Genomic DNA, 19605 nt, shown 5'->3' on the forward strand with positions numbered 1-19605 from the left:
CTGAGCAGGATTGGTACTTCGATGCCGCTCGTCGACCTGGATGACCCAGCCGAGCTGCGCGCCCGTTGGAGCGCGCTCGCTGCGGTGGCCCATGCCACCGGGTTCGACCGCCGTTGGTACGCCGACGACAACGGCTGGTACCACCAGGACGAGACCGGATCCGACCTGCGGATGCTCCGGCTGGACGGTGCGCGGGCGGTCCTTTTCGGGTTCCACACCCAGCACAGCGGTACGGCGGGCGCCGACCTGCTGGCCGGGTCGCCGGAGTGGATCGGCCAGCCCGAGGTCAAGCGGCGGATGGCGGCCGGGCAGCTCGGGTTCGTCTACGGCAGCTTCAACGGGACCTGGGCGCGGGCGGCCTATCCGGGCGATCCGTGGCAGCCGCTCGACGACGGCTTCGCGCCGATCGCCCAATGGGTGACCTCGGACGAGGCCGCCGCTCGCGAGCTGATCGAGTGGGCCGCCGAGTGGACCGACTATTTGGGCGGCCTGGATGAGTTGCTGCCGGTCGGGGTCGCGTTGATCCGTACTGCGGGGTCGTCGGGGCTGACGGGCGATGTGCTGCGGGATTTGTTCGAACGGCTTGGGATCGGGCCTCGGTCGCCGCAGGATCCGGATCTCCGGGGCGCTTTGGCAGCGGCAGCGGCGTTCGGCGCCGGGGTTGTCGCGGCCGGTGCGCTGGACGCGGAGAATCTTGGCCGCACCGGGCGGATGTCGGCCGCGTACGCCGATGCGCCGACCTACGCGGAGTACGCCGAGGCGCCGGGGTACGGACAGGCGGAGACGTATGGCGAGCAGCCGGAGGTGTACGGCGAGCAGCCGGAATACGGCGAGCAGCCTGCGGCGTACGGCGAGCAGCCGGAGTACGGCGAGCAGCCTCGGGCATATGGCGAGCAGCCGGAGTACGGCGAGATGGTTGGGCGTGCGGCGGCTGAGGGTTTTGATGACGGGTTCGCGGGGTCGGGGGAGACGACCGGCTATGTGGAGCCGGTCGAGGACGACGTCGCCGAGGAAGAACTCTTCGTTGTCCCGCCGGGCGTCAGCCCGTTCACGGGGCAGTTGATCGACGGCGACCAGATAATCGGCGAGCCGTTCACGCCGGAACCACAGCCCGAGCCATTGCCGGAACCACAGCCCCAACCATCGCCGGAGCCTGAGCCGGACGGCTACGGCGTCACGGGGAAGAAGCAACGCCGGTTCGGCCGGAAGAAGAAGCACGAGGAGAACGACTCCCTCGCCGCTCTAGGCCTGGTCGGGCCCTCCGAGCCACCCCAGGATCAGCACTACGAAGAGCACCCGGATCCCGAGCAGTACGCCCAAGGTCAGCCGTACGGCCAGGGCGACTACGACCAGGGGCAGTCGCAGGACCAGCCCGCCACGTACGAGCAGCCCGAGCAAACGCCGTATGGCCAGTACGAGCAGGGACAGCCCGCTGCGTACGAGCAACCGCCGTACGGGTACCAGCAGGCGCCGTACGAGTACGCGTCGGAGGACGACGAGCCAGGGGAGACCTCACCGGAGCACTACCTCGGCAACCGCCGCCTGCCCGCCGCCGAGCCGCCCCGCGTCGGCGGACCGGTAGAAGACGGCGAGGACTTCTACGCAAGCCTGTTCGCAGACGCCCCCGCCGCCGCGTCCTACACCCCCGATGTCCCCACCGACGTAGCCTCAGACTGGTCAGCCGACACCCCCAGCCCCTTCACCCCGCTCACCCACACTCCCGCCTCCCCGTCCGACGACACCGGCGTCCTCTCACCCGTCGAAGACGACAACGCCCCCGAGGCCCACCAGCCCTCACCTCTCTCGTCTGCGCCCGCCACGGCCCTCCAGCCCGACCAGACAGCCCCCACCTGGCCCACCGACCAACCCGAGCTCTCCGCCTCCCAGCGGTCCCCCTTCGCACCCGCATCGCCCACCGCCGAGACGGACCACACCGCTCCCACTTGGCCGGCCGACCACGCCGAGCCGCCCGTCCCGAACGCGTCCCACCCCTCGCCGTTCGCGCCGGCGTCTCCTGCCGCAGCCGAGGCGGACCAGGCAGATCCGACCTGGCCGACTGACGAGTCCGAGTCGCCCACGCCGCAGACGCCCCAGTCCTCGCCGTTCGCGCCTGCGACTCCTGGTGTTGCTGAGGCGGATCAGTCCGCTTCCGCTTGGCCCGTTGACCGGGGCGAGTCATCCGGCTCGCAGCCGCCCCAGTCGTCGCCGTTTGCTCCTGGGCGCTCTGCCGGTGCTCAGGACGACCAAGTGTCTGCGGCCCTGGCCGGTGGGGATGATGATGCGCCTACGGCTGAGATTGAGGCCGTGGTTGATGGCGCCCAAGTGGCGCCCGGTGACGAAGGTGCTAGCACTGCGTCGGCACAGTTCGCCGCAGGCGCTCAGGTGGATGCGCTAGCGGGTGATGCCGCCTCGGAGGTGCGCACGGACGACGGCGAGTCCTTCGGGTCTCGCGGCGAGGGTGCCGACCACGACGTACGGGCAACTGACGCAGGGGCGGACGGGGACGCGGATCCTGCAGGCGCTGCGATGGGTGCTCGGACTGGCGAGGATTGGGACCGCGGCCCAGAGACAGAGGCTGAGGTTCATGCGGCTGGCGCCGAGCGAGCTGCGCGGGGTCAGGCGGGTGCGGTTGGGGCCGAGGGCGGTGGGCTGGGTCAGGCGGGTGCGGTTGGGGCCGAGGGCGGTGGGCTGGGTCAGGCGGCTGCGGGTGATGCGACTGGAGCCGGGATGGACCAGGCGGCCGCGGGTGATGCGGTTAGTGCGGTTGGAGCCGAGCGAGCCGGGCTGGGTCAGGCGGCTGCGGGTGATGCGGACGATACGGCTGGGTTGCAGGCGGTTGATGGGGACGAGGTCGAGGAGGAGGAGTACTACCCGACTGACGTCTCGCCGTTCGCGCCTGGTGGTGGCGAGTCGCCGTTCGCGACTACGAGCGAGCGCGGGGACGACGCCGGGTACGGGCGCGAATTGCCGATGCTCACCAACGGGTTCAGGCCGATCGATCCGGCGGATCTGCAGCCGGGGGAGCACGGGTACGAGCTCGGCGGCGAGGTCTTCCACGACGAACTCATCGGCGGCGGCGACTGGACCGCCGACCAACTAGGCGACCCCGAACCTCCCGCCACCCACCCCACCAACCCACAAACCCCCGCCGACCACGCCGCCCCACAAACCTCGGCCGACCTCGCCGCCCCACAGTCATCGGCCGACCTCGCCGCCCCACAGTCATCGGGCGACCTCGCCGACGTACAACCATCTGCCGACCACGCAAACGCACAAACATCGATCGACCACGTCGACCCGCGAACAGCCACCCGCCCGGCCACCCCGCGAGCGTCCGACCACCGGGTTGAACTCGAAACCCCCGCTCACTCAGAGACCGCCTCACACGACCCCACTTCCACGCCGGACGGAACCTCAGCCCCCGATCCCGGCTTCGCCGCGGGCGCAGCGTCCGCACCTGACTCTGGTTTCGCCGCGGGCACAACATCCGCAGCTGACTCCGGCTTCGCTGTGGACCCAGCGTCCGCACCCGATCCCGGCTTCGCCGCGGGTGCAGCGTCAGCACCTGACGCGGGCGCGACGTCGACCTCTGACACCGCCTCCGCGCCGGAGGGTGCAGACGTTGAGTCGGCGGGTTCGGACTTTGATGTGACGGCGGAGATCGAGGCCGTTCGGGATGACGGTCCGGATGGGCGTTCGGAAGAGGCTCGGGACGGCCGGGTCTTCGACGCGGATCAGCGGGTTGACTCGCTTGGCGGTCCGCAGGCGGAGGGAGTCGACGAGCGGTACGACTCCCTCGACGGTTCGCGGGCGGAGCGGTTCGAAGATGGTCGGGGCCAGGATCAGCGCTTGGAAGCCGAAGACGAACTTGAGGTCGAGCAGTCCGTCGCTGGGTGGGATGGGCAGGCTGAAGGTCAGGTTGACGGTGAGAGTGTCGGCGAGTGGGGCGAGCCCGTCCAGCCGGAGCAGTTCGCCGATTCAGCGGCGGAAGCCACGCGTGCGGAGATGCTCACCGCGGCAAACCACGACGCGCCCGGGAGCGCGAACGTAGAGCTGGCCGAAGCGGCACGGTCGCCCAGGACAGGGTTGGCCGAGGCAGCCGGATCGGTCGGAGCGGTTGAGGTTGAGTCGGTGGAGGAGCCGGAGCGGTTGGTGGCGCCGCCGGTGGAGTCGGGAGGGATGGCGATCCCTGGGCTCGGGCTGGTGGGGGCGGATGCGCCCAAGGTGGAGCCGTTGCCTGGGTCGATCGAGGAGGCTATGCGGGCGGAGTACGAGCGCCCTCGGCCGCGGCCGAAGGAGTCTGCCGCGCTCGTGGCCTTGCGCGAGTGGTGCCGGGCGCGGACCAAGGTCGTTCCGTCCGGGTTCACGATCCAGGTGCAGGTGCTGGATCCCGGCAACCCGTCGTACCGGTTCGATCTGGAGCCGCCGGAGGTCGACGACCCGCAGTACGGCGCGGAGCGGCTTGCTGAGCTGCTCGGTGACCTCTGGACCGCGGAGTCGCAGAGTGAGCAGGGCGCGTGGCTGTTCGCGCGCTTCGATGCCGCCGGGCGGACGCTGCGGATCGACCGGTGGTACGACCAGGTTCCGGAGTGGTGGGACCACCCGATCGAGCAGCGACTCGACGTCCACGGCCTGGTCCGGCGGCTGAACGGACGCGGTCCGGACTGGCAACCGTCGTACCTGGAGAAGTTGTACACAACGGCGAGATAGCGTTATCCGTATGTTGCTCAGGATCTTCACCGAACCCCAGCAAGGCGCCTCGTACGACGATCTGCTCGCGGTCGCGCAGCGGACCGAGGAGTGCGGATTCGACGCCTTCTTCCGTTCCGACCACTACCTCGCGATGGGCGACGGGGACGGCCTGCCGGGACCGTCCGACGCCTGGATCACCCTCGCTGGACTCGCCCGTGAGACCAAGCGGATCAAGCTCGGCACCTTGGTCAGCCCGGTCACCTTCCGCCACCCCGGCGTGCTGGCGATCACGGTCGCCGGAGTCGACCAGATGAGCGGCGGCCGCGCCGAACTGGGGCTCGGCGCCGGCTGGTTCGAGGCCGAGCACGCGGCGTACGGGCTCGATTTCCCCGACACCGTCGGGCGGTTCGACCTGCTCAGCGAGCAGCTCGAGGTGATCAGCGGGCTGTGGGACACGCCGGCGGGGGAGAAGTACGACTTCGCGGGCAAGCACTACCAGTTGAAGGACTCGCCGGCCCTGCCGAAGCCGGTCCAGCAGCCGCACCCGCCGATCATCGTCGGCGGCGCGGGCAAGAAGCGTACGCCGGAGCTCACGGCGAAGTACGCGGCCGAGTTCAACGCCGGCTTCTCGAACGTCGAGGAGACGGCAGCGCGTTTCGCCAGGGTCCGCAAGGCCTGCGAGGCGATCGGCCGCGATCCCGAGACGATGGTCCTGTCCGCAGCGCACACGGTCGTCGTCGGCAAGGATGACGCCGAGGTGAAGCGCCGCTGCGCCGTGATCGGTCGCGACCCGGAGAACCCCGGCGACGGCTCGATCGTCGGTACGCCGGCCGAGGTCGCCGACAACCTGGGTCGCCTAGCGGCCGCCGGCTCCCAGCGCCACTACGTTCAGATCCTCGACCTCGCCGACCTGGACCACCTCGACCTGATCGCCTCCGAAGTCCTACCCCAGGTCTCGTGAGTCCGCACGCCGCTCATCAACAGAGCGGTCAGCGCGAATCCCCGCCGTCGGAATCGCGAATCAGATATTCCGAGTTAAGGTAGCTAAGTCGGAATAACTCCGGCCTTGTTCCGACTTAGGGCGATGAAGTGGCTTCACTCGATCAGGCGCACGGCGCTTGGCCGGCCCATCGGCCGGAAGTGCGACCGTGGCGGCAGGCTCATCGCGGCGGGACCATCGAAGACCGCACGCTGAGTGAAGTGGTCACGATACGACCGCCGCTGATCGCCGAGCTCGAGGTGAAGATAGCGCCAGCGGTGGCTGCATCGATGGAAGCCTGTGTTCGGGAAATCGCCGGGCTCGACTTCGCGCAGGGTGCCGAGCTGAAGGCTCTCGAAACGCTCTTGTTGCGGACCGAGTCGGTCGCCTCCTCGAGGATCGAGCACATCGAGGCGTCGCTGGACGACTTTGCTCGTGCGCTGCACGGGATCAAGTCCAATCCGTCCGCGACGTCCATGGTCGCCGCGACCGCAGCGCTGACAGCGCTGATCAACTCCGTCGACAACGGAGCCGAACTCGAGCTGAACCAAGTGCTGGCGGCTCATCGGGCATTGATGATCGACGATCCGCATGACCGTGCCTATGCGGGCCGCTTCCGCGACATGCAGAACTGGATCGGTGGCAGCGACTATTCGCCCCGCATCGCCTGGTATGTGCCGCCGGCGCCGGAGACGGTCGACGACTACATGATCGACCTGATCGCTTTCGCCAACCGGACAGACCTGCCGGTGTTGGCCCAGGCTGCCGTCGTACACGCTCAGTTCGAGTCGATCCATCCGTTCACCGATGGCAACGGGCGAATCGGGCGGGCACTCATCAACGCCGTACTGCGGCGTCGCGGCGCCACCAGTCGGGTGGTGGTGCCCATCGCATCGGGACTGGTCGCGCGCCGTGAGGAGTACTTCGATCATCTCGGCTCGTATCGCGTCGGCCGGATCGAGCCGCTGATCCTGGCTTTCGTGCGGGCCCGCAACGGTCGCGGCGCGAGAGTCGCAGGCAACTGCCCGCAGGATCGCAGAGTTGCCGGACCTCTGGCAGGAGGCGGTTGGCGCCCGCCGCGGTAGCGCCGCAACGAGGCTCTTGGACGGGCTGATCGCCACTCCGGTCTTCTCCGCAGCGGAAGCAGAGCAGGCCATCGGAGGTTCGACCAGCAGTGTCTACGCCGCGATCGAGAGGCTCGAAGAGACCGGCGTGATCCGCCCGCTGATCAGGCGGGTGCGCAATCAGATCTGGGGAGCGTCCGATCTGCTCGACGAAGTTGAGGACCTCGGGATGCGAATCGCGGCCGGCGTGAGGTGAGGTGCCGGAAGTGGCTCGATGTCGTGTATCTTGATGTCGAGAGAGTTTGTGAGGGAGGTTAGGGGAACCTGACCTTTCGGCTGGGCTGAAGGCTCGGCAGGATGGGCTCAGTGGGTACGGGATCGGACACAGGACCGGATAGAGGAGCAGGTTGATGGCCAGCGTCGACAGCTTCGGTGCCAAGGGTGCACTTGAAGTCAACGGAAAGTCGTACGAGATCTTCAGGTTGGCGGGGATCGAGGGTGCGGAGACGCTGCCCTACTCGCTCAAGGTGCTGCTCGAGAACCTGCTGCGCACCGAGGACGGCGCGAACATCACCGCCGAGCACATCAACAAGCTCGGCAGCTGGGACGCGAACGCGGCGCCCGACACCGAGATCCAGTTCACTCCGGCGCGGGTGATCATGCAGGACTTCACCGGTGTGCCGTGTGTCGTCGACCTCGCCACCATGCGTGAGGCCGTCGCCGAGCTCGGTGGCGACCCGACCAAGGTGAACCCGCTGGCTCCCGCCGAGCTGGTGATCGACCACTCCGTCATCACCGACGTGTTCGGCCGGGCGGACGCCTTCGAGCGCAACGTCGAGTTCGAGTACCAGCGCAACGGCGAGCGGTACCAGTTCCTGCGTTGGGGCCAGACCGCGTTCGACGACTTCAAGGTCGTCCCGCCGGGCACCGGCATCGTGCACCAGGTGAACATCGAGCACCTCGCCCGGACTGTTATGACGCGCCGCGACGGCTCTACTGTGACTGCGTACCCGGACACCTGCGTCGGCACCGACAGCCACACCACGATGGTCAACGGCCTGGGCGTGCTCGGCTGGGGCGTCGGCGGTATCGAGGCCGAGGCCGCGATGCTCGGCCAGCCGGTGAGCATGCTGATCCCGAAGGTCGTCGGCTTCAAGCTGACCGGCTCGGTGCCGGCCGGTGCGACCGCGACCGACGTGGTGCTCACCATCACCCAGCAGTTGCGCAAGCACGGCGTGGTCGGCAAGTTCGTCGAGTTCTACGGCGAGGGTGTCGCGGCGGTGCCGCTGGCCAACCGCGCCACGATCGGCAACATGAGCCCGGAGTTCGGCTCCACCTGCGCGATCTTCCCGATCGACGACGTGACGCTGGACTACCTGCGGCTGACCGGCCGCAGCGACGAGGACGTCGCCCTGGTCGAGGCCTACGCCAAGGAGCAGGGCCTGTGGCACGACCAGTCGGTCGAGCCGCGCTTCTCGGAGTACCTCGAGCTGGACCTGTCCACCGTCGTCCCGTCGATCGCCGGTCCGAAGCGGCCGCAGGACCGGGTCGCGCTGAGCGAGGCCAAGGAAGCCTTCCGCGGTGCGCTGGTCGACTACGCCACCGAGGAGCTGGACGTCGACCCGTCCGAGCTCGGCAGCTTCCCGGCCAGTGACGCGCCGAACGGTCACGGCAACACCAACGACGAGCCGCACGTGCCGCACGGCGCCGACGGCCGGACGTCGAAGAAGACCAAGATCACCCTGAACGGCCAGGAGACCGAGCTCGACCACGGCCACGTCGTGATCGCCAGCATCACCTCCTGCACCAACACCTCGAACCCATCGGTGATGCTCGCGGCCGCGCTGCTCGCGAAGAACGCGGTCGACAAGGGCCTGACCTCCAAGCCGTGGGTGAAGACCTCGCTGGCGCCGGGTTCGAAGGTCGTCACCGACTACTACGACAAGGCCGGCGTCACGCCGTACCTCGAGAAGCTCGGTTTCCACCTGGTCGGCTACGGCTGCACCACCTGCATCGGCAACTCGGGCCCGCTGCCCGAGGAGGTCTCGGCCGGTGTCCAGGAAGCCGACCTGGCCGTCGTCTCGGTGCTGTCCGGCAACCGGAACTTCGAGGGCCGGATCAACCCCGACGTGAAGATGAACTACCTCGCCTCGCCGCCGCTGGTGATCGCCTACGCGCTGGCCGGGACGATGGACTTCGACTTCGAGACCGATGCCCTGGGCAAGGACACGGACGGCAACGACGTGTTCCTCAAGGACATCTGGCCGGCCGCGGACGAGGTCGAGAAGGTGATCGCCTCCTCGATCAGCAAGGAGATGTTCACCAAGGACTACGCCGACGTGTTCGCCGGTGACGAGCGCTGGCAGTCGCTGCCGACGCCCGAGGGTAAGACGTTCGACTGGGCCGACGACTCGACGTACGTGCGCAAGCCTCCGTACTTCGACGGGATGGCCAAGGAGCCGTCGCCGGTGACGGACATCGCCGGTGCGCGGGTGCTGGCGAAGCTGGGCGACTCGGTCACCACCGACCACATCTCCCCGGCCGGTGCGATCAAGGCCGACGGCCCGGCCGGCAAGTACCTGGCCGAGCACGGCGTCGACCGCAAGGACTTCAACTCGTACGGCTCGCGTCGTGGCAACCACGAGGTGATGATCCGGGGCACGTTCGCCAACATCCGGCTGCGCAACCAGATCGCACCGGGCACCGAGGGCGGCTTCACCCGCGACTTCACCAAGGACGACGCCCCGGTCACCTCGATCTACGAGGCCGCCGAAGCGTACGCCGAAGCCGGTACGCCGCTGGTGATCCTGGCCGGCAAGGAGTACGGCTCGGGCTCGTCACGCGACTGGGCCGCGAAGGGCACGGCGCTGCTCGGCGCGAAGGCGGTCATCACCGAGTCCTTCGAGCGCATCCACCGGTCGAACCTGATCGGCATGGGCGTCCTGCCGCTGCAGTTCCCCGAGGGCGAGAACGCGGAGTCCCTCGGACTGACGGGCGAGGAGACCTTCGACATCAGCGGCGTCACCGCCCTGAACGACGGCGACGTCCCACGCACGGTCAAGGTCAAGGTCACCGGCACCGACGGGTCGACGAAGGAGTTCGACGCCGTCGTACGGATCGACACCCCCGGCGAGGCGGACTACTACCGCAACGGCGGCATCCTGCAGTACGTACTGCGCTCGCTCATCGCCAACTGATCGAGCACCAGAGAGGCCGGCCCGTTTCGGGCCGGCCTCTTTGCGTTGTTCACCAGTACGGCGACCGCCCGGTTGGCCGCTCCGTGCCGGTCAGCGGCAGCCGAGGCCCTGCTGGTACCCGGCGGGAACCTGGTCCTTGAGGATCGCGTCGGCGTACTGCCAGACCGCCTCCGGATAGTCGCCCGCGGCATTCATCTGCTGGAGGAACTTCCAGGAGTGGCTCGTCTTCATCGCCGCCACGGCTTCCCGGGCCTTGGCGGCGTCGCCCGACTTCTTCGCCTTGGTCCACTGATCGAGCCAGCCGCAGCTGACCGCCTTGGCGACTTCCGCTCCGACCTGGTAGCGGTCGAGCACGTTCTTGGGGACGACCGGCTTCGGGTCGAAGCCGGCCGGCACCGGGACACCGGCCGCCAGTTGACGTCAAACCGGTCCTTGCCTTTGCTGAAGGTGACCTGGTGTCGGAAAAATTGTCGGCGGTCCGGGATCTACTGGACCCATGGCTGACCGGGAGCATCCGCGCGAGGTGATCATGGCGGCCTGCGCCGAGCACGGTGAGGACAAGGTGATCGACTGGTGCGTCGCGCTGCTCACCGGCGAGATCTCCGGCGAGGACGCCTTCGGCCGGGAGCTGCCGAAGTTGGTCAGCATCACAGGCAGCCAGAATCCGGGCGGCTGGTCCCGGCCGGTCGATCCGGTCAACTACTACTGGGTGCGGGTGTGGGCGGCTCGGCCGTTCCTCTACATCTGGCGTGACGACGTGGTCGACGCGCTGCTGATCGCGGCCGGCGATCCGGCCTGGCGGGTCCGGGAGCACGTCGCGCGGATCACGGCCCAACGCGAGCTCGGCCAATTGGTCGAGCCGCTGCTCCCGCTCCTCTCGGATGACCTGCCGCGAGTCCGCGCGACCGCAGTACGGGCTGTCGGCGCTGCGGGGGAGTTCGAGCACGTCGCGGCCATTGAGGAGCTTCGTGACGATCCCGACAACGCAGTACGGGCCGCTGTCGAGCGTGCCCTTCAGCGGTTGGAGGACAGGCTGGATAGGGACGTGCGGTAAGGGCAGGTGGACCCCAGCCGCTCGGCCGCGGTCCACCTGACTGATCACAAGCTCAGAAGCCGAGGGTGTTCAGCTTCTCGAGCAACAGCGTCTGCTGCCTTCAGAAACCCTTGAAGTGCCGCTCAGCTGTCTAGGGTTGTCCGGAGTTTCTCGGCGTACGACGCCGCTTCGGCATCGTCGGCGTATTTGGTGCGCGGCCAGAAGAAGCCCCGCAGCCCGTCGCCCTTCGTCCGCGGTACGACGTGGACGTGCAGGTGCGGAACCGACTGCGAGACAACATTGTTCACGGCCACAAAGGACCCCTGAGCCTCGTACGCCGTACGCACAGCCGCGGCCACAGAGCGGGCCGCCCCGAACAATGGAACGGTCAGCTCATCGGGCAGCTCGACCATCGTCGCGATGTGCTCGCGTGGGACCAGCAACGTGTGCCCTTTGAACACCGGCCGGATGTCCAGGAATCCCAGCACTTCGGGCGATTCGTAGACGATGTGCGCCGACGTCGACCCCGCGATGATCGAGCAGAACAGGCAGTCCGCCATCAGCCGAGCTTCTCGTCGACGAAGCACCAGCGCCAGTCCTCGCCCGGTTCGAAGCTCCGCATCACCGGGTGACGGGTCGATTCGAAGTGCTTGCTGGCATGGCGTTCGGGGGAGGAGTCGCAGCAGCCGACGTGGCCGCACTGCAGACAGAGCCGCAGATGCACCCAGGTGCCATCCTCCGCGAGACATTCCTCGCAGCCTTCGGGGGTTTTCGGCGTCAGCACGCAGGGAGCCTGCTCGAGATGCTCGCACTCGGCGCCCGGCGCCTGCTGGATCCGTAGCGATTCGGACTGGCCGCCGACGTCGTCGGCCTCGGCACGGTCGAGGATCGACTCCTCGATGTCGAGCTGGATCTGGGCCCGCTGCAGGACCTCGTCGGCGACCAGGCCGTCGTCGCGGACCTTGAGGATGTGGCCGCGCTCGACCTCCAGCATCGCCATCCGCAGCCGCCGGTAGGCCTCGCTAGGAGTCTCGTACTCCGTTTCCGGCCGGCCGAGTCGCTCCCAGGCGGCCTGTGCGCGGGACTCACCTCGCTGGCGAAGCAGCGCGATCACCGCTGGGGGATCGTCCGGCGTGGCCAATCGGTCGAGTTCCTCTTCGGCAGCCTTGTGCGCTGCTTGCAGTACGGCGGCTTCCTGCAGCGCGTCCTCTGCGGGATCCGGGCCGGGCAGGCGCAAACGCCGTACGAGCCAAGGCAGGGTGGACCCCTGCAACAGCAGAGTTCCAGCGGTCACGGCTAGTGCTATGAACACCAGTACTTCGCGATGCGGCGTCTCCTCGGGCAGCACGAAGACCGCGGCGAGGGTGACCACACCGCGCATCCCTGCCCAGGAGACGACGACCAGGCTCTGCCAGCTGACCGGTCCAGGCCGGGACCGGCCGAGGATGCGCCGGGAGAGCACAGTGACCGGGAAGAGCCAGAGCGGCCGAAGCAGCACTACGGCCACGAAGACGCCGACAGTGGCGATCGTGATCGTGCCGGCCGACAACGGGCTGTGGGAGACGTCCTCGAGGATCCACCGGGTCTGCAGGCCGATCAACAGGAAGACGGTGTTCTCCAGCAGGAACTGGAACGTGCGCCAGTTGGTGCGCTCGGACATCCGGGACGCGGCCGACTGGATGATCGGCGCCTTGTGCCCCAGCAGCAGGCCGGTGACGACGACGGACAGTACGCCGGAAGCGTGGAACTCCTCGGCCGCGATGTAGGCGATGAACGGTGCGGTCAGGCTCAGCGTCGTGTCGAGCACCGGATCGGTGAACCGCTTGCGGATCTTGGCGAGCACGATGGCCACGATCAGGCCGACCGCGACGCCGCCACCGGCCGCGAGGAGGAAGTCGAGTCCGACACTCAGCGGGGTGGGGGTGTGGATGCCGCTCGAGTCGTCGCCACGGATCAGGGCGATGCTCGCGGCGCCGGCGGCGATCGCAGTACGGAGGCCGACCAGGGCGGTCGCGTCGTTGAGCAGGCTCTCGCCTTCGAGGATCGTGACGACCCTTCTCGGCAGTCCGACCCGTCTCGCGATCGCTGTTGCCGCGACCGCGTCTGGCGGGGCGACGACGGCCCCGAGGGCGAAGGCGGCCCAGAGGGGGAGTGGCTCCAGACCCTGCGACTTGGCGGCGCTGCCAAGGAGCCAGTACGCCACCAGGCCGACGCCGATCGTCGTGAACGCGACCAGGCCGACGGAGAGCAAGCCGATCGAGCGGCGGTGCTTGGAGAAGTCGACGAGGCTCGTCTTGATCGCAGCCGAGTACAGGAGCGGCGGCAGGAAGCCGACCAGGACCACCTCGTGCGACAACTCGATCTGTGGGACGAACGGCAGATAGGACGCCGCTACACCGACGACGACGAGCAGCAGGGGCGCTGACACCCCGATACGCCGGGCAAGCGCGGCCCCGGCCGCCACCACGGCGACCAGAGCGACCACCATGATCGCGATATGCACGGCCATAGTCTCGCAGCTAGTCGCGCTGGTTCGCCCACAGCGGACGTTGTCCACAGGGAAGGGATTTCGGGCTGGCCCGAGCGGGGCCGCTGGTCTAGCGTGAGCGCATCGGAACGCGTCGATCACTAGGGGTCATCATGAGCCGCCGCCCAGCTCTGCGAATCTCCGTCGCTCTCGCTCTCTTGGCCACCGCAGTCCTGCCCGCGACGCCTGCTGTAGCCGCGGGGGAGACAACGACGAACGGCTGCGTCGCGAGCGTTCCGGAGCCAGGGACGACCACGCCTGTGCAGATCTGCTACTCGCTCTTCAGACCTGAGGGCGCATCGGCCGGGCATACCGTGCCGCTGATCTTCCACAGCCACGGCTGGGGCGGGAGCCGGACGAAGGACCCGGCCGCCTTCAAGTCCTGGCTCGACGCCGGGTACGGCGTACTCAGCTTCGACCAGCGAAGTTTCGGCGAGAGCACCGGCGTCGCACATGTGATGAACCCGGATTACGAAGGCCGTGACGTGGTCAAGCTGGTCGACTTCGTCGCGTCCCTGGATTGGGTGACCAAGCAACGGCCGGGTGACCCGCTGATCGGCGCGATCGGCGGCTCGTACGGCGGCGGCTACCAGTTCGCAGGTGCCTTCACCGAGCTTCGTGACCGCGGCCGGACCAGGTTCGACGCGCTGGCGCCGGAGATCACCTGGTGGGACCTCAAGCAGAGCTTGGCCCCGGACGAAGCCGCGCGGACCATGTGGCTGGCGATCCTGTTCGCCGGCGGTGGTACGCATCTGCCACCGGCGGTGTCGGCGGCCTTCGTCTATCTGATGACGACCGGCACCTGGCCGACGGGGAGGGCCGGTCGGGACCTCGACGCGTTCTTCGCGAAGAACGGTCCGGCCTGGCACGTCGCGCACGGGCGGAAGCTGGACATCCCGGTGCTCTTCGGTCAGGGCTTGTCCGACAACCTCTTCAACCTGAACCAAGGCCTGCAGAACTTCCAGCAGGCGCTCACGCCGCGGTCGCGGGCGCACTCGATCTTCGTTGGCTACAACGGCGGCCATACGCTGCCGAGCGTGCTGCCGCCGGGCTTCGCGACGCCGGGCGATCCTTGCTCGATCGCGCTGGGCAGTCCGAACTTCGGTGCGCTGGAGCAGCGGTTCATGGATCTCAACCTCGTTGGCGGCAACACCGGCCTGTCCGGCTTCGGCAGCTACCACCTCGCCACCGCGGACGGTCGTTGCCTGAGTCAACGAAGTCTCACTCCGAACAAGCAGTACCGGCTCGGCAAGGTGACGACCAGCGCCAACCTGGGTCTGCCGATAGCTGTCGAGGTCGCCAAGGGCCCGATCACCATCGCCGGCGTACCACGCCTCGACGCTCGGGTGAGCAGCCTGCTGCCGGACGCGGGCGCGTTCTTCGCACTGAGCGTCGGTATCACGCCGCTGGACGCCAAGATCGTTCAGAACAACACGATGCCGCTGCGGGAGAAGAAGGTCGTCCGCGGCGCCCGCCGCTCGATCGACCTCCCCGGCATCGCCGTCGACGTACCGGCCGGCAAGTCTCTCTTCCTAACCATTTCCCCAGTGGCAGACATGTTCGCCGGTCAGAACGGCCGGATCCCCAACCTCCTGACCCTCGACCACACCACTCTCACCCTCCACCGGAGTACTCACTGAACTACAGCGAGTGCCGACACTTCGACGTAGCTCAAAGCGTTTGCCGCGAGCCGCCCTATCGGCCATCATTGTCCGGTTGCCGGGCTGGGACCGCGGCTGCGGCGGGGCGGCTTCAGCCACGCCCAGCCCGGCAGCATCTACTCAGCGGACCTGGTCGAGCCAGGTCTTGTAGGTCGTGAGGAACGGCTCGTCGGTCGCGACGGCCTGGACCAGCCAGTCGCACTCTTTTCGGGCAGCCTCGATCACGGCGCGGGGATAGCCGAAGGCGACCTGGTGTTCGGCGAACTCGTCCTCGTCGTCGATGTAGACCGTGCCGTCGCGCTTCTTCACCACGTCCAGGTCGAGATCGACCATCGTGAACTCGGTCTCGCCGAATGTCACCGACGTGGTGAGGTCGCAGTAGATCTCGGTCGACCGCGGCTCGTCGTTGAAGATCGCCGTGTACCAGCGATCGCGCGGAAACAGCTGCACGTGCGCCTGCGAGTGCCGCACCTCGGGCTCCTCTCCGCGCTGGGAGACGGAATCGGCCGGCGCGCCGAGCCAGACGCCGTACGAGTCCTCGCCCAGATACCGCATCCATTGATGCCAGTGCAGCCTCTGGTCATATTTGCGGTAGACCACCCGGACGTTGTGCATAGCGTCACCGTACCGGCGTGATCGGTCACCCGGCTGCTCGCTATCCTGTGCCGATGCGACGGATGCTCATCACCGGCGGCGCCGGCTTCATCGGCTCGAACTTCGTGCACGACGCGGTGCGCCGCGACCCCGACACGGAGATCACCGTGCTCGACGCGCTCACGTACGCCGGCAGCGAGAGCAACCTGGCTCCGGTCGCCGAGCAGGTCACCTTCGTCCACGGCGACATCTGCGACGCCGCGCTGGTCGACAAGCTGGTCGCGAACACCGACGTCCTGGTCCACTTCGCGGCCGAGTCGCACGTCGACAACTCGCTGAACGACCCGTCGCCGTTCATCAAGAGCAACATCATCGGCACCTTCACGCTGCTGGAGGCAGTCCGCAAGTACGACAAGCGGATGCACCACATCTCCACCGACGAGGTGTTCGGCGACCTGCCGCTGGACTCGGTCGACCAGTTCACCGAAGAGACGGCGTACGACCCCTCCAGCCCGTACTCCGCCAGCAAGGCGAGCTCGGACATGCTGGTCCGCGCCTGGGCCCGGTCGTACGGCGTGGCCGCGACGCTCTCGAACTGCGCGAACAACTACGGCCCGTACCAGCACGTCGAGAAGCTGATCCCGCGGCAGATCACCAACGTCCTGATCGGGGACAAGCCGAAGCTGTACGGCGCCGGCGAGAACGTCCGCGAATGGACCCACGTCGACGACCACAACGACGCCGTCCACCGCATCATCGCCGACGGCCGCCTCGGCGAGACCTACCTGATCGGCTCCGGCGACGAGCGCAGCAACAAGCAGATCATCGAGAAGATCCTCACCTTGATGGGCGAGCCGTCCGACGCCTACGTCCACGTCAACGACCGCCCCGGCCACGATTTGCGCTACTCCAACAACTCCACCAAGATCCGCACCGAACTAGGCTGGCAACCCAACTACGCCGACTTCGACGCCGGCCTCACCGCCACCATCAACTGGTACAAGACCAACACCCCTTGGTGGGAACCCCAAAAGTCCACCGCCGAAGCAAAGTACAAGATCCTCGGCCGCTAATTGCACATAGCTGCAATCTGCTGGACGCCATCACACCCCTTCCTGAAAGATGGCCCGGCCGTCGGCTTCCGTCCACGGCTCGAGGGGCCGGAGGGCTACATGGCTGGGTGGCGCAAAGCGCGCGGTGTACTGAGCTGGCGGATCACTACGGCGACAGCCAGCCTCCTCTCGGCCATCCGCGGACTGAACCCCTCACCTGCCGGCTGACGACCCGCCTGTGTCGGTGACGTCCGAGGGCCAACTGAGCGTATCGCTCGCACTCGACGGCGCGAGCGTTGCCCGCGATCTGGATCGAGATGATGGCGAGTGAAGTTCTCGAACCTCCTTCAGCAGGCTGCCGTCCGCTTGAGGAGCATGGGTAAGGGGCGAGTTTCTGATGGGACGGTGACCGACTTCTCGGATGCGGGTCAGCGTCTATTGAGCCTGGCAAGCTGGGCTGCCGGTCGTCGCGTCCCCACGGATCGATACGAGAGCGTCCTCGTCGAGGACGGCTACCGCTGGTTCGATCTGTTGGAGACCTTCTTGTCGGAGTTCGGCGGCCTGGTGCTGGGGGAGAGATTCGGGCCGTTCGGCGACATCCTGACGATCGACCCTGAGCTGGCGACTTCCGGAATCTATCGGGAACGTGTCGAAGAGTACGAGGAGTTCCTGGCCGTCGAACTGGTGCCGGTAGGAGTTGCTGCTCGTGGCCATCTGTGCGTGATGATGTCGCCGGCCGGATCGTTCTACGGCGGCTTCGATGACTTCCTCTGCTATCTCGGTGACAACGCGTTCGAAATGATCAGAAGAATTGCCACAAACGAAGGAGAAGTACTGCGCTGAGCCGTCACCCTGATCGCTGATCAGCCACCCTGCTGTGCACCGCCTGGCACACTCTCGAAGCCGTCCGCGGTGCCGACCTGACTGTCGCGGGCTTCACCGGCAGCCAGGCCGGCGCGTTCGTCGACGACCCGGAGTACGGACGTGTCCTCGAGATGACCGGACGCAGCCGCGAATCGCTGACCCTCGACCACTCTGTCATCGACGGCAGCGCCAGCTTCACCGTTGCCGCCCGCGTCAAGATCGGCGACCCGTCGAAGCCGATGGTGGTCGCGCGCCAGGGCACGTCTGGCAACGACACCTGGCGTATCGAGTACCGGCCGGTCGACGCCTCCACCAGCCAGTGGATCTTCGCCCGCACAGCCGCGACCTCCAGCACCGAAACCGCTACCGCCGTCTCCGTCGACCGTTCCACAGTTACCGATTGGCACCTGATCTCCGCAACCTACGCCGTCGCCCCCGGTGGAACCGTCAACCCCCGCCTCGACATCGCCGTCGACCTCTTCGACCGCTCAGTTCACCCCTTCCCCGCCACCCCAACCCGCGCCGGCGCCACCACCATCGGCTCCTCCCGCACCCAAACCACCCCCTTCGTCGGCCGCCTGGACGACCTCCGCCTCTACGCCGGAGTAGCCGCAGAACCCTTCCTCTGCACCACCTACCTAGATCCCAACAACTGCGGCTGACCCACTGCGATGGCGGAGCCCTTGAATGTCGGACTGGTGATCTCGCGGGCCATCGGGCTGCTCGTCCGGCGAATGGTCGGCTCGTCGCCCGAACGACTTGTGCAAACCAGGACTGGGGCCGCCCAGTCGATCTTGACCGGCGCGGGTTGGTCACCCGGCCGCCGAGTTGCCGTTGAGGGCTATCTCGAGGCGATGGCGAGGGAAGGCTATGAGCCAACAGTGCAGCTCGAAGAGTTTCTCGCCGAATACGGCGGGCTGAGCACCAGCCGCCCCGCGGCACAGGGTTTCGTCGAGGAAGTCTTCGCGACCGATCCCGTGACGGCGATTTCGAACACGCACAGGAACACCGTCGGCATGTATGAAGCGGTCACGAGCACCGCGCTCGTACCTATCGGCCAGGCCTACAACGGGCACATGGTTCTGATGATGGCGCCCGACGGACGCTTCTATGCCGGTTACGACAGCTTCTTCTTCTACGCAGGCGACGGAGCGGTCGAAATGTTCGCGCGCCTATTTTCCGGGCCTCTGGACCGGATCCCGATCCCCGATGAATAGATCCTAGGATGACGGCGAGTGCATCACCTGGACCGGACATCTCAACGGTTCTCATCTCCAGCGGAAGTGAGCGGGAATGGTTCAGGCTCCACTGATTCTGATCGGCTACTGGCGTAGTCCGGGCGACGAACGCTGGCCGGATCCAGCCAACTTCGTCGACGCCGAATTGGATACTGCGGAGCGCAGCGTAATCGGCGACTACGTGCAACGTGGCGAGGTGGTCTGGGGGTTCGGCGGAGTCTCAACCTGCAGGATCTGTGGCTGCGAGAACGGATCCCTCGAGCTGAGCGACGGCACCTACATCTGGCCAGACGGCTTCGCGCACTACGTTCTGCACCACGATGTTCGCCCGCCGGAGCGATTCATATCCCACGCGTTGTCGACGCTCGACGCCCTGGCCGAAGCCGGCCGCCAGGCGATCCGCGACGAGTCATGGTGGTCCAGTCTCTCCAACAGAACAACACCTCATGAGTAACCCGACCGGCCACGAGCTGTGCTCGCAGTAGAATCTGTAAGGGCAAGTGACCACGCATGATTCGTCCTCCACTACGCCAGCGGCAGGCCCCACGGGCCACTTGCGTCCGTCGGAGGGCTCGCTGTCGATCCACCGGTCTCTCAGCCGCTCACGTAGCCGCGTGCCCCGCTTTGTGTCCGTGTCGCCAACCCCTGATCCCTCCTGCGGACACTCATGCGGCAGTGCCCCAGAGACTGGTCGATAGCGGACG

The 19605-nt window shown here is 67.4% G+C and carries 16 protein-coding genes; 12 read left to right on the forward strand and 4 right to left on the reverse strand.

Translation table 11 applies throughout. The features are described from left to right. The first annotated feature begins 21 nt into the window (after positions 1–21). From F1D05_RS36885 to acnA, 5 genes are all read left to right on the forward strand, one after another. Positions 22–4710, forward strand: a complete 4689-nt coding sequence (locus tag F1D05_RS36885; protein WP_185444853.1) for a hypothetical protein — start codon at positions 22–24, stop codon at positions 4708–4710. Positions 4711–4720: 10 nt separating this feature from the next. Then, positions 4721–5653 (forward strand): LLM class F420-dependent oxidoreductase, encoded by a 933-nt coding sequence (locus tag F1D05_RS36890; protein WP_185444854.1) that lies wholly within the window; start codon positions 4721–4723, stop codon positions 5651–5653. A gap of 239 nt (positions 5654–5892) precedes the next feature. Continuing rightward, the gene (locus F1D05_RS36895; RefSeq protein WP_206685981.1) at positions 5893–6756 is read left to right on the forward strand and encodes a Fic family protein; all 864 of its coding nucleotides are present in this window, start codon (positions 5893–5895) and stop codon (positions 6754–6756) included. 16 nt (positions 6757–6772) lie between these two features. Then, positions 6773–6991: a hypothetical protein gene (locus F1D05_RS39300; RefSeq protein WP_206685982.1), complete on the forward strand. Its 219-nt coding sequence runs from the start codon at positions 6773–6775 to the stop codon at positions 6989–6991. Positions 6992–7145: 154 nt separating this feature from the next. Beyond that, complete coding sequence (acnA, locus tag F1D05_RS36900) at positions 7146–9932, forward strand: aconitate hydratase AcnA (protein ID WP_185444855.1); 2787 nt, start codon at positions 7146–7148, stop codon at positions 9930–9932. A gap of 90 nt (positions 9933–10022) precedes the next feature. Here acnA and F1D05_RS36905 read toward each other — a convergent pair whose 3' ends face one another. Next, the gene (locus F1D05_RS36905; RefSeq protein ID WP_185444856.1) at positions 10023–10328 is read right to left on the reverse strand and encodes a hypothetical protein; all 306 of its coding nucleotides are present in this window, start codon (positions 10326–10328) and stop codon (positions 10023–10025) included. 100 nt (positions 10329–10428) lie between these two features. On the opposite strand from F1D05_RS36905, the gene F1D05_RS36910 reads away from it, so the two are divergent. Continuing rightward, positions 10429–10986: a HEAT repeat domain-containing protein gene (locus F1D05_RS36910; RefSeq protein ID WP_185444857.1), complete on the forward strand. Its 558-nt coding sequence runs from the start codon at positions 10429–10431 to the stop codon at positions 10984–10986. Positions 10987–11108: 122 nt separating this feature from the next. Here F1D05_RS36910 and F1D05_RS36915 read toward each other — a convergent pair whose 3' ends face one another. Together F1D05_RS36915 and F1D05_RS36920 are read right to left on the reverse strand one after the other, a co-directional pair. Beyond that, positions 11109–11525 (reverse strand): HIT family protein, encoded by a 417-nt coding sequence (locus F1D05_RS36915; protein WP_185444858.1) that lies wholly within the window; start codon positions 11523–11525, stop codon positions 11109–11111. Beyond that, positions 11525–13474 carry a Na+/H+ antiporter gene (locus F1D05_RS36920; RefSeq protein ID WP_185444859.1) on the reverse strand — a complete coding sequence of 650 codons (1950 nt, stop codon included), beginning with the start codon at positions 13472–13474 and terminating at the stop codon, positions 11525–11527. The genes F1D05_RS36915 and F1D05_RS36920 overlap by 1 nt, the downstream gene beginning before the upstream one ends. A 131-nt stretch (positions 13475–13605) precedes the next feature. Here F1D05_RS36920 and F1D05_RS36925 point away from each other — a divergent pair, with 131 nt between their 5' ends. Continuing rightward, positions 13606–15132, forward strand: coding sequence for a CocE/NonD family hydrolase (locus tag F1D05_RS36925; RefSeq protein WP_185444860.1), 1527 nt, complete (start codon positions 13606–13608; stop codon positions 15130–15132). A gap of 141 nt (positions 15133–15273) precedes the next feature. Here F1D05_RS36925 and F1D05_RS36930 read toward each other — a convergent pair whose 3' ends face one another. After that, complete coding sequence (locus F1D05_RS36930; protein WP_185444861.1) at positions 15274–15768, reverse strand: DUF402 domain-containing protein; 495 nt, start codon at positions 15766–15768, stop codon at positions 15274–15276. Positions 15769–15821: 53 nt separating this feature from the next. Between F1D05_RS36930 and rfbB the strand changes: the two genes are divergently transcribed. The 5 genes from rfbB to F1D05_RS36955 all read left to right on the forward strand — a co-directional run bounded on the left by rfbB (position 15822) and on the right by F1D05_RS36955 (position 19355). Continuing rightward, positions 15822–16820 carry a dTDP-glucose 4,6-dehydratase gene (rfbB, locus tag F1D05_RS36935; protein WP_206685983.1) on the forward strand — a complete coding sequence of 333 codons (999 nt, stop codon included), beginning with the start codon at positions 15822–15824 and terminating at the stop codon, positions 16818–16820. Between the two features lie 384 nt (positions 16821–17204). After that, positions 17205–17642, forward strand: a complete 438-nt coding sequence (locus F1D05_RS36940; RefSeq protein ID WP_185444862.1) for an SUKH-3 domain-containing protein — start codon at positions 17205–17207, stop codon at positions 17640–17642. Between the two features lie 152 nt (positions 17643–17794). After that, positions 17795–18325: a LamG-like jellyroll fold domain-containing protein gene (locus tag F1D05_RS36945; RefSeq protein ID WP_185444863.1), complete on the forward strand. Its 531-nt coding sequence runs from the start codon at positions 17795–17797 to the stop codon at positions 18323–18325. Positions 18326–18346: 21 nt separating this feature from the next. Beyond that, complete coding sequence (locus F1D05_RS36950) at positions 18347–18880, forward strand: SUKH-3 domain-containing protein (protein ID WP_185444864.1); 534 nt, start codon at positions 18347–18349, stop codon at positions 18878–18880. 76 nt (positions 18881–18956) lie between these two features. Continuing rightward, positions 18957–19355, forward strand: coding sequence for a hypothetical protein (locus F1D05_RS36955; RefSeq protein ID WP_185444865.1), 399 nt, complete (start codon positions 18957–18959; stop codon positions 19353–19355). The last annotated feature ends 250 nt before the right edge of the window (positions 19356–19605 follow it).

The organism is Kribbella qitaiheensis (assembly GCF_014217565.1).
In the GTDB taxonomy this organism is placed as follows: domain Bacteria; phylum Actinomycetota; class Actinomycetes; order Propionibacteriales; family Kribbellaceae; genus Kribbella; species Kribbella qitaiheensis_A.